Origin of the sequence: Paenibacillus sp. O199, from assembly GCF_001636635.1 — a bacterium.
Lineage (GTDB): Bacteria > Bacillota > Bacilli > Paenibacillales > Paenibacillaceae > Paenibacillus > Paenibacillus marchantiae.
Window position 1 is genome coordinate 329222 of sequence record NZ_LGRP01000003.1, and the last position, 15835, is coordinate 345056.

Here is a 15835-nt window from a genome sequence, read left to right on the forward strand (position 1 = left end):
GTAGGCAAACTTCTAGGGATCGTTTATGTCTCCTCAGGTAATCCGAATTCCAAAACATAAATCAATGGCAGGGCGAATCAAAACAATTTATAGTCATTATTACAATGATTATTTCGGTAACTCTTTGTTAGACAATTTTTTTGTTTTGCAATGTGGAGTGTTGAAATGGGCTAAAATGGAGTAGGTAACGAAGAATAACAGTACCACTTAGATTCCCATAGAAGGTAGTGTCTGTCAAACCACACTCATTCTATTAAGGACGCATAATTAATAATTCTATGAAAGGAAAATTAATATGGACTCGAAAAAATTAAAGATTCTCTCAACAGAAGACTTACTCCAACTTGCTGAAGTAAATATTACTGATTTTAGATATGGACCGAGCGAGATCTTTAAGGTAGCCTACGAAAAGTTTAATGCAGACGGAAATGTTGGGAGCAGTGAAAAAATGCATATGGAGATATTAATTTCAGATCTCTCCACACACGCATCCATTCAAAGACAATTTAGGGAGAAGTTTAGTGGCGTTAACGAGGATGGTTCCGAAATTAAATATCCTGATGTTGATAGGGATTTTCCTGATGCCTTTTTCGAGTACTATGAAATTCGTGCAAATGAAACTGATAACCCTAGATTAAAAGCCAGATATTCTGATTTCATTTGGGAAAGAAAACGCAAATTCCCCCTTGCTCTAATTGCCATTGATGCATATCTTGCTTGCAGTGATGTATTTTATTCCCTAGGTTGGGGCCGGGAAACGAAAGATGCATTAGCACGAGCGGTTCAGCTAGCACTAAGTATTAATAATAAAGAAAAACTCAAAAATGCGGTAGAGAAAACTCATAGCATCCTGGACTTAATGCATCAAACTAAGTCTTTCCGTTATCCTTTTGAGATCATTGGAATTTTAATCCGTAACGGAAGTAAAATTCACGATATGCTTAACTTGGACAATTATTTAAACATCTTAGAAGACTCTATCTCGGTATACAAATCTGAACCCGATGCCTATCAATTACAACGTGCAAATATGGAGATTCTCGTTGAAATCAATAAGATGTTACGTGGCGAAGTAAAAGTTGAGACAGAATTAACCCGGATTGCTGAAACATATATAGAAGAGGCTAAATGGAAAAAAGAACATTACCCAAACGGTAATATCGTGGCCTCACACTTCTATGAGGAAGCACTTAAGAAATACATGGAATTAGGCAACTTCCCTGAAAAAGTCGAGGAATTAAAGCTTAAGATAGCTGAGGCTAATGAGCAAGCGAGACTTCATGAATTTCAGGCAGTTTCTGCAACAGTCGAGATGCAGAAAGAGAGACTAGATCAGTATTTTCAGCTATCTGACCAGGAAGATCTTGAGGAATGCATTGGGAATTTAATATCCGATCCACAAATAATTCCGCGTTGGGAAGACTCTATACAAGCAGCAGAAGAACAAGCAAAACAATTATCCATTCTACATAAGTCTCCATGCTCTATAAATAAAGGTAATATCACTGTGAAAAAACTATTTGACCCTCAGGAGAAAATTGAAAATCAAGCAGTCCAACAATTCGTCAGCCACTATAAGTTAGAAGCCCATAGTGTACTTATACTGATATTTGACAAGCTATTTCAACGTGCTGGGTTTTTGACTAAGATTGAAGAACGTTTTACCGAATCAAACTTCATTACAGAAGATCGTAAATTTATTTTAATGCATGGTATCCAAAGATTCCTTGATAAAGATTACATCAGTTCTACACATATTTTGCTATTCCAAGTAGAGGGTATTCTAAGAGACATACTGGGTAAGTGTGGTTTACCTACCTTCACTTATCGAAATAATGAAATGCGTGAACGTATGCTACCAGATATTGTTGAAACTTTGGGGGAATTACGAGGGTTTGATCCAGATTTTATACGATTTATAAATGTGTTTTTAAATGACATCAGAGGTGATAATTTGCGCAATGATGTCGCTCATGGCATTGTAACTCATGATGTGTTCAACAAATCCAATTCTGTTCTTCTAATATACCTCTTCCTACGGCTGTCCAATTATAGAATTACAAGTAACTAATGTTTCAAAATTACAACTATAATTTAGGGAAGATATGGTATAACAATATCTTTCCTTTTTATTATCGATTTAGCCGTGAAATGCGAAAAAAACACCAGCTACGTGGGTGGAAGAATCAGCGGTAAGACCATTCAAATAAAATTGAGATGGAGCAATATTTCTATTAATTACGTAAAATAATGATTTGACGAATAATTACTTAGAAGTTATATTCATTTGGGGGTGGTTGTTTTGGATAAACAAGCTAAATTACACCTTATGGGTCGAATTGACGATAAGTTGAGTGAATTACCTTGGTATGTTACTGAATTTATTGACAGTAAGAAGCGTAAGCTTTCTGCCTCAACACTTCTTAATTACTGCCACGATTATATAATCTTTTTTAATTGGCTGATTACAGAGAACTTTACCACAGTTCAAAAAAGAACAGAAATTGAATTATCTACGCTAGAAACATTAACGATACGTGAAACAGAAAGCTTTTTGTCTTTTTTGGAGTATCAACTTGGGAATAATAAGCTAACAATAAACCGTAAGCTTTCTTCTCTTAAGTCCTTATTTGATTACTTACAGAATAAAGCCGAAACAATTGATTTAAAGCCTTATCTACAACGAAATGTTATGGCTAAAATGGACTTAAATGCAGTAAAAGAAAGTCAGGAAACGATCGCGAATCGTATGGAAGGAAAAATACTGAGAGAAAATGATTTTGAAGCTTTTAGAGTGTTTGTAGCATACGATTATGGCGAATTAAACAAAACAAACAAACGTATCATGCATTTCCATCAGTTTAATCGTGAACGAGATACGGCAATAATTTCATTAATCTTAGGATCTGGACTTAGATTATCAGAAGTTTCCGGAATCAATCTTGAGGATTTAGATCTGACGAAATTATCTGTAAGAGTAGTCCGAAAAGGGGGAAAAGAGCAATATGTTTACTTTAGCAGCCAAGCATCTCTAGATATCGATAATTACCTGCAGATAAGGGAAACAAGATATACCCCAGAAAAAAATGAAAGATTTTTGTTTATTGCAGCACCTGTAGGACGCAAAGGTAAAAATAGACGTTTAACACAACGTTCTATAGAAAAACTTGTTGAGAAATATGCAACAGCCTTTGGAAAGCCGGCTTTGACGGTTCATTCTTTGAGGCATTCATTTGCCACACGTTATCATATTGAGAATAATGATGTCCCAAAATTAAAGAATCAATTAGGACATTCTTCAATACAAACTACAATGATTTATACGCACTTAACAGATGATCAAATGAGAAGCGCTGTAAACAACATGGATAAATAATTAGGAGGGAGTGACATAAAGTTGCCTACCAGGCTGGAAAATTGACATAAAGTTACCCACCAGACTGGAGAATGACATAAAGTTGCCTACCGGACTGGGGAATGACATCATAAAGTTGCCTACCAGGCTGGAAAAATCAATGAAGGAACAGATCAAGTTCCAAATTTACTCTGTTAAGTAAAGACAAAAGGGCATAATTCCACGAAAGTAGGGAACTTTATGTCATTTTGGTAGGGAACTTTATGTCAATGTACATCATTTAATAGATTACATTAAACTACTAGATAGGATTGAACCTCATCATTATCAAATCATTACATCACTTACATCCCATGGATAAATGTGGCTTTTTCTTTTTATAACCCCCGAGATATTTTTAAATTCGTATGGATAAATATGTGATCCCGCATATTATAATTGTCGTATCACACAACTCAGTTATCTTAAATATAATATGCACTCATTCCAGCTTTATAATGAGCGCATATTATATTTGACTCTCTAAATTTCTTTGATTTTATCCTACGTCATTTTTAATTCTCGTGTACCCAAAATTCAATTATGCTGTTCCAGGTATTAGATTCATTTCCTTGCCCGACAAATCGAATGAATTTGGCCTGAACCGGTTCAAATTCAAATGTTTCATAAGCCGCCTGTTTTTGACTGGCCACATTACTTAATGCTTTTTGGTAATTAATACCATCAGCTGATATCTCCAAATCGAAATAATTGGATCGCGTATGTCCATTATAGAATTGAATGCTTACCTGCCCTACTTGAGTCTGTTGCTCAAGCTCCAACTGCAGGTAGTGTCCCTTTCCATCTGCAGACCATCTGGAGTCTGGATCACGATCGATCGTATGAATCGGCAGATTGCCATCATCTGCACTTGCCGTCACCTTGGTTACGACAGCGAACGGCCCTTCCGGTTCGGCCATAGGCTCTTTGACTTCAAATTTCTCCCGTGCCTCGACCGTTACGCCATTAAAGACGCAGCTCACGATGATGTCGACCTTTCCCGCTTTTACCGCATGGAAAGTAGTTCCTTCTGTATATCCAATCGTATCATCACTTGATGTGTACGTAACAGGAACATCCAATTCTGCAATGTTTACGATCTCACCATTATCTAATGTTAGAAACGAGGATAATTCTCCGCTTCCGCCTGCGCTGATCGCATTCCCTGCGACTCTCCAGCCGGGTACTGTTTTATTGGGACTTATGGAGATATTTTCTGGAAGTACGGGTGTATCAACTACCTTAAACTTCACTCGCACGTTCTGGATGTGACCCCGATAGGATACAGTGATCTCTCCAGTTCCAGTAGTTCCTTGCGGTTGCTTAATTTTAACCTTTGCATCCTTGGCATAAGATTTTGCAGAGATGATCGGCGTTTCGATTGTGCCATAAGGCAAAGTATGAACGTAATCCGTTCTTAAGAACTGCATACCCCCTATAGCTTCGCCATTCACCAACAGGGATTGAAGCCCCAGATGAATATCTTTGATTCGTTTCTTGCTCTGATCCTGGTATAAACTTTGCGGGGATAAACGATCGCCCTCCCCAATGCCTTCCGCCATATCAAATGGCTGCGTATTCGCATCCGGAATGGAACCGACAATGTTGACGTTCACGCCGGTGTCCTTTCCTTTGGTTCCAATGACATATCCATTCCCGAATTGTTCTGATTCTACAATAACGCCGGATTTACTAGGGTGTGCCGCCTGACCGGTCGTATTCCAGAACACACTTTCCGTGGTTACCACTCCATGACGATTCGTTTCGGATGATCCATAATCCCGTGTAATGGCAGAGATCCCGTCCCCGTTAACTACCAGGTTGTCGATCAGGTTCGCCATGCTTAAATACATATGGAAATCAGTCAATAATGAAGGTTTCTCAGAATACGAACCTTGCAGGACATTCCCGTTCGCAGAGAAGTTGGCATATGTGAAGCTATGTCTAGCTCCTATTGCCTTACTATTCTTAATGAGATTATCATTGCCAATAAATTGATATAAATAACCATTTCCATTCGCTCCACGATACTGCGGGTACTGCATGGTTACATGATCCACAGTGACGTTCTTCGTACGATCCAGAATAATACCCTTGGATAACAGATGATAATCTGCATTGCCAGCTGGTTTATAGGTGTTAATATTTCGAATCCAGCTGTTGGCCACTGCAATCACATTGACAGCTTTAGCATTATCGGCCTCATAACCAGCAGTCCCAACGACTTTGAAGTCATCTTCACCAAGCCCCGACTTCGCATTTTGAATGTTTGCAATCGAGAAATCCTCCAAACCTACTTCGACAATCGGATCTGCGGTCTGACTAATTGTGATATCATCGCGCAGCTTCATAGGATAACGTGTCGGAATGTCTAACGTGATCGTTTTATTCTCCGGATCTACGCCCACGATTTGGCGATAGAATAACGGTTCTACTTTACCAAGACGTGACGACCACTTGTTTTGCATGCCAAGTTCCCGTAAGAAACCCGGCGTCGTTTCGAATGAAATGACCACGTAATCATTCACCGCAAACCCGCTTGTGTCCTCAACGGGTAGCAGGACGGTTGGATCAGTAACCGACTTGCGAAGTTTCGTAGAAATTCCGGTTTTCTTCCAATCTCCGTTACCGATCCGGATAATATCCTTGTTTTTCATATTTTGCTGTGCATTATAAATATGAGTCTTGTTCATCCCGTCACCTTTCAGGACCACACGACTTGCAGGGATGTTTAGTGAATAATCCTTGCCGTCCTGAGGGTTAACCTGATATGTACCCTTGGGAAGATACACGACACCCCCACCTAACGCAACAGCAGCATCAATTGCCTTTTGAATAGCATGTGTTGCATCTCGATTCCCTGAAGGATCGGCAAAATAAGGTGATTTGGTAACGTCGATACGTTTGTTTTTAGGCGTTTTAGGTAGTTCTGTTTCCCCACGCCGATAACCGGCATACGAAAAGTCATGCAGAAACCTTCCCTGTTCATCTTTAAATCCTGGATACCAATCGTTTGGATAGAGTCTGCTTCTGCCATCCGTACCCAGAGACAGATTCTCACCGATACGATCAATAGATGGCTGTGAGTCACCCTCTGACGCTCGAACCTCCTGGGTTTCAGGTACAGACAATCCAACAGTCAACGTAAATGCCAACAATAAAAAAGGCCACTTTCTACGCATGCTTTCGTTCTCCTCCTTTTGGATTTCAGAGTATGTGAGCGGTTTCAAGAAACCCTATAGTCACCTCCGATCCTGCTCAAGCAAGAGTCATGTGCATGCCAACTCAGCATGTCATAACCGATTGTAGAGCACGAGTGAACGAAATTACATCAACAAAAACGACACCTCAATGCCCATTTTATACAATATAAGGGTTTATTTAGAGGATACAGCGCGATTATATCGCTCTAATGCCTGTTGTTGAATCTCAATCGCACGATCAATCTGTAATGACTTGATTTGCTCGACATACGTATCGAATGCATCCAACGGCTCAATGCCAAAAATGATTTTAAGCGACATCTCGTCCACCACTTTGTTCACTTCCTGCATGATGACTGACATCTCCGTGCTTTCTTTCTCGGTTTTGGGCAGAGTTGGTACCTGATGGAGAACAGCATCCGTACTGGACCATAACTGCACCGCCTCTTTCTGTTCCGGCAAAATATAATATTGCTCCATATATCGCGTATCCTGCACAAATGGACCGAAATAACTCGCTCTGGTGTACATCGCAAGCGCTTGCGCCGGCGACCACTTATCAGGGTTTTTCAAAATAGTTTCCGTATACGTCGGGTACCCGTCTTTCATCTTAAAACTAACACCTTCAATACCAAAGTTGAACAGCAAATGTCCCTCAGGCCCATACCCGTAGTCCAACATCCGTGCTGCTTCTTCTACATGATGACTGTTGCTGGATATGGCGACCCCACTGGAACCGATCGCGGGAGCAAGTTGACCAAATTTCGGGCGATCTCCTTGGTTCATGACAGGATATGGCGCTGGCACAAGCTTTGCATGGGGATCCGTCTCCTGCAAGATGGGTAGCCATGTACCAATCCCCGCCCCTGCATTCCAGATACTCGCGCCGCTGCGTCCTGTAGTCATGTTAGTATCCTGAGTCTCCGAATCGACGGCAGCTAGATTCTTGTCAATGAGTCCCTCCGCATACCATTCACGAAATAAGGATAGAAACGCCTTATATTCAGGTTCTTGTGCCCCAAACTTAATTTGGCCATCTTCCACGTAGAACCCCTTTTTAATGCCAAAAGCGCCAATAAAACCTCCACCTTCGATACCAAACAACGGATTCGGAACACCTAGAAAAGTAAGCGGGGCGTCAGCTCCCTTTTTGTCCTTAAATGCCTGAAGCATCGTATGCCATTCGTCAATCGTGGTTGGCACATCAAGTCCAAGCTCATCTAGCCAATCCTTTCGGATAATCGGCCCTTGATAGGTTCGCAGCTTATCATCTCCCTGAATAAAAGGAAACGCGTAATAACTTCCGTTCGCTGTGCGAATCTGCATATCAATGTCTGGATGCTCGGTCAGGTACTGCTTCAGATGAGGTGCGTATTGATCAATAACATCGTTTAATCGCAGGATATATCCATCTTTAATCGCTTTCTCCGGCCCACCGGGATAATTGCTCCACTCGTATTCAATCATATCCGGCAGTTCTCCGGACGTAAGCAGCACATTAATCGCTTCTTTGGCCTGATTGGCGGGAGGCCGGATGAATTGAAGGTTGACTCCGGTTCTCCGCTGCCACTCCTGAAAAAAAGGAACTTCATTGAAGCTGGACTTAATGCTTGCTGCATTGCCATTCAATTCTGCCCAGTAGGTTAATTTTCCAGCGTCATTGGGTGAAGCAATTGAGACGGTCTGGTACTCTGATGAGCCGGAACGTTCATCCAGCTTGGCATCCGAATCTGTCCCGTTCTGATCGCAAGCAGTCAGCATGCCAAGCAGTAGGATGAATCCTGTCAACTTTGTTATGAATGCCAACTTTCTCTTTACGTTCATGTTCCGGTCTCCTTTCAAATCAATCAACTGATTTCTTTATATTTACCGGGCGTAATACCCTCGTATTTCTTGAACACTCGGATGAAAGTTGCTGCATCGTTATACCCGACCATTCGGGATATTTCTGTAATGGATTCCTGTTTATGCTCAATCATTTCTTTAGCCTGTCGGATACGGCACTTATGAATGCAGTCCAGCAGACCCTCACCTGTCTGATTCTTGAAGAGTTTGGACAAGTAACTGCCCTTCAGCTCAAAATGCTCACCAATGGCGTTGACGTTCAAATTCGCGTCTGTATAGTTACTCTCAATATACTGTGTGACTTGGGTACTGAGATGACGCAGGGAATCCTCACGTTCTTGTGATACATTCGTTGCGCGCTTGTCAGCGGCATATGAACATACCTCCTCAAGCAAGTTCTGCAATGCCTCCTGCATCTCCTGAATGGTATCCCCGGCAATAATGTCCTCAATCCGATGCGGGTATTGGGTTAGCGTATGGTTATCCCTGTCCCCTAGATCATTGATAGCCTTGATCATTGTACCTACCAGGTTAAAAATCAGGCAACGTGCAAGTGTGAGCGACATAATCGGTTTATCAAAATTCCGCTCTGTAATCTCGTTCATATAAGCGCTGGCTTGGTCGGTATCTCCCGCTTTGATGAAATTAAGAAGCTGCTGTTCGACCTGAAGCGGATAGTAGTAGCCAAACGGGTCATCCGCCATCGCATCGCTGCGGACATCGCCATAGGTAATGATACCTTTTTTGCCAAGCACCATTTTGTATTCCATTGCGTCTACTGCTTCCTGGTATGCTTCGGCGATACCAATCCACGACGTATGGCGTCCACTGATGGAGATTGTCAATTCCATATCATAACGTTCCAGGAATCGCTGCGCTTCTGCCGCAATGTGATGAAGATCCTGGTTCCAATCCGAAGAATCCGCTTTCATATTTACAAGGCAGACCATCATATCATCAACTTCAGCCACATATCCGACGTGCTGACGCTCTGAAGCCAGCTCTTCAACCACATTGGAAATAATGAGATGGATTAGCTTGTTTCGTTCGTTGATATCAATACCTGGCAGCTTTCCATAGAGATTCTCTTCATTCTCGATAACAAATAGGATAACAGCAAATTCACTTGAATACAGCGGCATATGGAAGGAACGGAATGCATCTTCATAAGGCACAAGCGTATCCTGTTTGCCTTTGAGAAGCCGATTAATCATATTGGAGCGCAGCACCTGCTGATGTTTCTGCAACTGCTGGGCAATCTCATTCTTTTCTGAACGTGTGTTCATGATGACCTTCTGAATAAACCGAAGTTCGTTCCGATCAGCAGGTTCGTTCTGACTATTTTTGTCTTTTAGTGATTCCACGAGCTGTTGGATTGGGGAGTAATTCCGGCGCATGAAGAACCAGGTCAGTACACCCGCACTAATGAGACTCACCACGATGCTGATATAGGTAAAATTGCGGACATACACTGCCTTTTCCCAATATAGGCTGCTGGGAATAATCAATGCGTACTTGAGATCGGACACCGCAGAGTCCATGTAGAACATCTCCGACTTGCCTACCTTGGCGTTATCCAATTGAACCTGATTGCCATTCATGAATGGCTTCAATTCCTCTGACCCCGGATGATTGCTCATCAGAATCTCGTTATTCTGGTTCAGAATCAGCAGCGTGGCATCACTAAAACCCGAAATGCTCTCAATCGCTTCCTGGAATCTTCGCGTATCCGCCATGACGACAACCGTACCCGTCTCCTGACCATTCAAATCATCAGGCAGACGTGTAATGTACGCAATGGAAGACTCCGCCGGAGCGGCATTCTGATGTGGCAGTATGACGAACTGATTCGTCTCTGTACCCAGGATCTGATCCCGCCACGCTTCGAAAGACATTGCACCTGTGTTATGTATGGTATGAAATGCCGTTCGCATATCCCGAATATTACCTGAACGGAGAATGGATTGGTCTTTTTTCCACACGACGTAGAATTCATCGATGGATGCGTAGGATGTTTTATAGAGACGGAGTTCCTTTACCAGTTGGTAAGCCGTGTACGGCGCCTCTTTGGCAGGCTGATTGGAATACATCAGCGTTTGCAGATTCGGGCTCCACGTCATCTCCATGTTTAACCGCTTCATCAGATCAACTTGTGTATCGATCGTATATCGCATCTGCTTTAATAAAGAATCGTTGGCCCGATGTATTTCACTCTTCAATGTCTCATTTGCTTGCATGTAAATAACCAAACTGATCAGAATCGGCACAATCAAAACAGCACTGTAAGAGACAAGCCAGGTTACAATTATGCTTTCTCGTTTTTGCCACAAATATCGAATGTTTAGCAACAACTCATCACCCAACTCTTCGTAGATTATCTATGTTTGGATCAGGAATTTATTATAACGGTAAGAGCGCGATTGGGATATAGATAAAAAGTTCAATTCGATTGACAAAAAGGGTAGCCACCACCGATTTTCCCCGTCAAATCAAGCACAAATAGCCCGAATAGACTAATTTCGTCTATCGGGCATTCGGTATCAAGTTGAGAAAGTTTTTTAAATATTCTTAGAATTTTTTTAGAAAATGCGATGCTTCCAACCGTTTAATTTGGCACTCGCCTCGACGTAGAAATAGTCACCGTAAATGAGCGAGACGTTTACGTTCTGACCTGCCGGTTTATGACCGGTTCCCTCGAGAAGCATACCTTCGTGCTCAGGAAGATCCCAGGTTCCATAATGATCCCGCAGGGAACTCAGGATACGTTTGGCAACGGTGGCATAGAGTCGGCCCTCCGGATCAGGAAGTACATCTGCAAGCTCAAGCAATCCGGAAGCAGCAATGGCACCAGCGGAGCTGTCTCGTGGAACCTCCTCCCCTTCTTCGGGCTCAGCACGGAAATCCCAATGCGGAACGCTATCCTCAGGCAGGCTGGAAATGAAGAAGTTCGCCACACGCTGTGCAGCATCCAGATATGACGGGTCCTCTATATAACGATACGTATTCGTTAATCCATATAAAGCCCACGCCGCTCCCCGACTCCATGCCGAATCCGGCGCCGCTCCCTGTCCACCTATCGCTTCTGCCCGTTCACCTGTCTCGGGATCAAATCGAATGATATGATGCACAGAACCATCTTCCCGCACAAATTGCTTCATGACCATATCCGCATGAGCTTTGGCGATATGGCTGAAACGAGGATCTCCACTTTCCTCAGACGCCCAGAAGAGCAATGACAGGTTCATCATGGTGTCGATGATCGACCAGCCCAGCATGTCTCCATTCCAAGCCCGGATGAAGCCGCCTTTGGTATTGAAACGGCCAGCCAGAAAGTTGGCGGCAAATAAGGCACGCCTTGCGGCATCAGCATCTCCGGTGAGTTTGTATTTGATGACGGCCGTAGGCAGGAAATGAAAGCCCACGTCGTGATCAAAGTAGTTATTTTCGAGAAACTGTTCCGATAGCCGTTCATCCCAATTCCATGCAGCCTCTTTATATTTCTCATCACCCGTCATATCGTACACAATCCATAACATACCCGGCCAGAATCCCGAGGTCCACCAATCGATTCTCATGTCGTCATAGATGCCATTTGCTCCAGCGACATGCGGAGACTTTTCACCTATGGCTGCAAGCATCTGATCGGCTTTACTTTTAATCTGATCCCACACGTCTTTGTTCACTTCATTTAATACGCTCATGTACCCTCATACCTCCTTACCGTTATTAAATTCTCTGGATTAACCTTTCAATGAACCAACCATGACACCTTTCACGAAAAAGCGCTGCAAAAACGGATAGATGCAAAGGATTGGTATCGTCGCTACCATAATCGTCGCATACTTGATGGTTTCCCCGATCTGGAAACGATCCCCAGCCGAAGCACCGGCCGACATACTCTCCGTGGAATTGGCGATCAGAATCTCACGCAGCACCAATTGCAATGGGAACAGTTCTCGACTTTTGATAAATACAGACGCATAGAACCATCCGTTCCACTTATCGACTGCGTAATACAGAATCATCACGGCAATGACTGGCATGGACAACGGAATAATGATCCGGAACAAAATGGTGAAGTGATTCGCTCCATCAATCTTGGCCGACTCTTCCAGGCTGTCCGGTATGCCCATAAATGACGTTCGCATGATAATCAGGTTAAACGTGCTGATGGCAAAAGGCAGAATGGTCGACCACAATGTATCTAACAGGCCAACGCCTTTTACAACCAGGTACAGTGGAATCAACCCGCCGCCAAAGAACATCGTGAAAACGATAAAGAACATGAACACCTTGTTCCACATCACGTTTTTACGGGATAGCACATACGCACCAAGCGCAGTCATGAACAGGTTGACGATAACGCCGAACACAAGAATAAACAATGTATTACGGAAACCTGTGGCTATACCTGGGTTGGCAAGTACACTCTTGTAAGCTTCCAGACTAAAGCCGACCGGCTTCCACAGGAGACCTTTGTTTGCTAACAGCTGCGCCGAATCACTTAAGGACGCGAATAACACGTAGAGCAGTGGATACAATGTGACGATGACGAGCAGGATTAGAAACGTATAATTGAAGATCGTAAAGATTCGGTCAAACCAACCGCTTTCCTTAATCAAAGTTACCACCTCACCATAAGCTGTTTTGACTCACTCTGCGGCTGATATAGTTCGCCGAAATCAGAAGAACGAGATTGATCACCGAGTTAAATAGACCGACTGCCGAGCTGTAACTCCATCCGAACTCCAACAATCCCTTTCGATATACGAAGGAGGAGATTACGTCTGCTGTTTCATAGGTCACCGGATTATAAAGGAGAATGATTTTCTCGAACCCGACATTCAGCATATTACCCATCCGGAGAATGAACATGATCGTAATAATAGGCAGCAATCCGGGTAGCGTAATGTGAAACATTTGCTTGAGACGGCTCGCTCCGTCTATCTTCGCCGCTTCATACTGCTCCAGGTCGATGCTCATCAACGCAGCGATATAGATAATGGATTCCCAACCGATCCGCTGCCATATTTCAGACAGAACATAGATCGGACGGAACAGCTCCGGCTTTTGCAGCATCGCCTGACCGTCATATCCAAGCATCATGATAAGGCGGTTGATTAAACCATCCGCGTTCGTGAAGTCCGTAATAATACCACATATGACGACGAGAGAGATGAAATAAGGCATATACGTTATCGTCTGAACGACCCGCTTGAACGCGCGCTTGCGTACTTCATTGATGAGCAGCGCCAAAATAATCGGTGCGGGGAATTCAAAGACCAGCGTGTACAAACTGATAAGAAGGGTGTTCTTCAGAACACGCAAGAAATAATAACTGTTGAAAAACTCTTCAAAGTGCTTCAGCCCAACCCAATCACTCCCCAAAATACCCTTCATCGGAGAATAATCTTTAAAGGCAATAATTGCGCCGTACATCGGACCGTAATGAAATATTAAATAATATCCAATAACGGGAATCATCATGATATATAAATACTTGTTCATCATGAAGTCCCGCACGAACCGGCTTCTAAAGGATTGACGATTGCTCATGATGTACCTTTTCACCTCTTTTCAATCGGGAGGGCTAGTGCCCTCCCCTTTTACAATTACCGGTTGTTGTAGCGTTCGAGTGCTGCTGTTTGGATTTCAATAGCTCGATCCAGATGTAACGATTTCATTTTCGCAACATAGCTCTCGAATTGATCCACTGGTTCGTTACCCAGAATGATCTTGATGGTCATCTCATCGACGAGCGTGTTGATATCATTCATGATGGTCGCGTATTCGGAGCTCTCTTCAGGTGTAGGTGTGATTGAAGGCAGATTATATTTGGCGGCCTGTGTATTCTTCCATACATCAATGGCATCGCGCTGAGTCTGTAATGCAAAGAACTGCTCGGCATAACGTTTGTCTTGAACAAACGGACCGTTATAGCTGCTGCGGGCATATAGTGAAATCGCTTGTGCAGGAGCGAGTTTATCCGGATTCTTCAGCAGCAAGTCCGTGAATTTCGGATAATCGCCTTCCATGTTATAGCTGACACCCTCTTCACCGAAGTTGAAGAACATGTGCCCTTCCTCACTGTAACCATAATCCAGCATGCGAACGGCAAGTTCCGGGTCCTTGGCTGCCGTCGTGACGGCAACCGTACCTTCCGAGGCATAACCTTGATTAAGCTGGCCGAATTTAGGAATATCCCCTTTGTTAAGTACCGGATATGGTGCAGCGACCAGAACGGCATCCGGATCATTTGCTTCTACGAGCGGCTGCCATTTGCCGATACCTCCGCCTGCGTTACCAACACTAGCGCCAGTAGCACCCGAAGCGAGGTTACCGTCAACGGATTTGGTATCTGCAGTCGAGATGTTTTTATCAATCAAACCTTCTTTGTACCATTCCTGGAATAACGTCAAGTATTCTTTGAAACCTTCTTCCGCAGGACCAAATTTGACCTGTCCGTCTTCCTGATAGAATCCGCGGTTTACACCGAAGGCGCCAAGGAAAGCACCATTACCGGAATCGTTAAAGAATCGTGGCTTACTTACTACAGAGAACGGAGCGGCTGCGCCTTTTTTCTCTTTGAAGGCTCTTAGAGTTGTTGTCCACTCATCAATCGTTTCCGGAACAGGCAGTCCCAACTCATCCAGCCAATCCTGACGAATGATGGGTCCCTGGAAGACACGAAGATACTCATCTCCCCGAACGAAAGGGAATACATAGTAGCTGCCACTGTCCGTTTTGACCATCTTGTCGATGTCCGGATTGTCCTGCAGGTATTTCTTCAGATTCGGAGCATACTGGTCAATCAGATCGTTCAACTTGAGGATGTAACCATCATTGATGGCTTTCTCCGGTCCACCGGGGAAATCTCCGATGAAATTGTACTCCAGCATGTCTGGCAAATCCCCGGATGCCAGCATCACGTTAAAGGATTCTCTGACCTGACCTGTCGGTGGTGCCGTGAATTTGAGTGGCACACCGGTTTTTTCCTGCCATTTTTGAAAGAATGGAATTTCGCTGTGCGAATTTTTGACCCCGATCAAGTTTCCGTTAATTTCACCCCAGTACGTAAGCGTCTTATCCGTTTGAATCGGATAGGTTGTTGCTTCCGTTGATCCGCTTGGTGTCCCTTTTTCAGCTTCGCCCGTTTTACTGTCTCCGGACGAACACCCCAGGATCGTTGTACCTAATAACAGGATCATCAAACTCGTAGATAACACTTTTCTTCTCATGGACCTTATCCTCCACCTTTTGGGAATGTCTGTGCTCTACCTCAGAGTAAGGGAGAGCGCATTGTAGCGATATTCGCAAAAGATGAAATGACATGTTGATTTCGTCAGAACCAAATGATCATTTAGCCAAAACGATAGACGAATTCTCTATATAA

At 43.4% G+C, this 15835-nt stretch carries 9 protein-coding genes; 2 read left to right on the forward strand and 7 right to left on the reverse strand.

From position 1 onward, the window contains the following. The first annotated feature begins 295 nt into the window (after positions 1-295). Both A6049_RS06495 and xerS read left to right on the forward strand, forming a co-directional pair. Positions 296-2071: a DUF4209 domain-containing protein gene (locus A6049_RS06495; protein ID WP_063563851.1), complete on the forward strand. Its 1776-nt coding sequence runs from the start codon at positions 296-298 to the stop codon at positions 2069-2071. 231 nt (positions 2072-2302) lie between these two features. Beyond that, positions 2303-3376 (forward strand): tyrosine recombinase XerS, encoded by a 1074-nt coding sequence (xerS, locus tag A6049_RS06500; protein ID WP_095205993.1) that lies wholly within the window; start codon positions 2303-2305, stop codon positions 3374-3376. A 533-nt stretch (positions 3377-3909) separates the two neighbouring features. Here xerS and A6049_RS06505 read toward each other — a convergent pair. The 7 genes from A6049_RS06505 to A6049_RS06535 all read right to left on the reverse strand — a co-directional run bounded on the left by A6049_RS06505 (position 3910) and on the right by A6049_RS06535 (position 15680). Beyond that, complete coding sequence (locus tag A6049_RS06505) at positions 3910-6576, reverse strand: discoidin domain-containing protein (protein WP_063563852.1); 2667 nt, start codon at positions 6574-6576, stop codon at positions 3910-3912. Positions 6577-6771: 195 nt separating this feature from the next. Continuing rightward, positions 6772-8421 (reverse strand): extracellular solute-binding protein, encoded by a 1650-nt coding sequence (locus A6049_RS06510; protein ID WP_063563853.1) that lies wholly within the window; start codon positions 8419-8421, stop codon positions 6772-6774. Positions 8422-8444: 23 nt separating this feature from the next. Beyond that, a complete protein-coding gene (locus A6049_RS06515; protein WP_063563973.1) occupies positions 8445-10790 on the reverse strand; it encodes a helix-turn-helix domain-containing protein in 2346 nt (781 codons plus the stop codon). 231 nt (positions 10791-11021) lie between these two features. Beyond that, positions 11022-12080, reverse strand: a complete 1059-nt coding sequence (locus A6049_RS06520) for a glycoside hydrolase family 88 protein (protein WP_481852344.1) — start codon at positions 12078-12080, stop codon at positions 11022-11024. Between the two features lie 102 nt (positions 12081-12182). Then, positions 12183-13064 (reverse strand): carbohydrate ABC transporter permease, encoded by an 882-nt coding sequence (locus A6049_RS06525; protein ID WP_063563855.1) that lies wholly within the window; start codon positions 13062-13064, stop codon positions 12183-12185. 10 nt (positions 13065-13074) lie between these two features. After that, on the reverse strand, positions 13075-13998 hold the full coding sequence (locus A6049_RS06530; protein WP_063563856.1) for an ABC transporter permease: 924 nt from the start codon (positions 13996-13998) through the stop codon (positions 13075-13077). 56 nt (positions 13999-14054) lie between these two features. Next, positions 14055-15680: an extracellular solute-binding protein gene (locus A6049_RS06535; protein WP_063563857.1), complete on the reverse strand. Its 1626-nt coding sequence runs from the start codon at positions 15678-15680 to the stop codon at positions 14055-14057. Positions 15681-15835 lie beyond the last annotated feature (155 nt).

What these genes read in the sequence shown, in the direction of transcription:
- A6049_RS06530 (WP_063563856.1), bottom strand. Translation starts at nt 13,998, where the DNA reads ATGAGCAATCGTCAATCCTTTAGAAGCCGGTTCGTGCGGGACTTCATG.
- A6049_RS06520 (WP_481852344.1), bottom strand. Translation starts at nt 12,080, where the DNA reads ATGCTTGCAGCCATAGGTGAAAAGTCTCCGCATGTCGCTGGAGCAAAT.
- A6049_RS06495 (WP_063563851.1), top strand. Translation starts at nt 296, where the DNA reads ATGGACTCGAAAAAATTAAAGATTCTCTCAACAGAAGACTTACTCCAA.
- A6049_RS06505 (WP_063563852.1), bottom strand. Translation starts at nt 6,576, where the DNA reads ATGCGTAGAAAGTGGCCTTTTTTATTGTTGGCATTTACGTTGACTGTT.
- A6049_RS06510 (WP_063563853.1), bottom strand. Translation starts at nt 8,421, where the DNA reads ATGAACGTAAAGAGAAAGTTGGCATTCATAACAAAGTTGACAGGATTC.
- A6049_RS06535 (WP_063563857.1), bottom strand. Translation starts at nt 15,680, where the DNA reads ATGAGAAGAAAAGTGTTATCTACGAGTTTGATGATCCTGTTATTAGGT.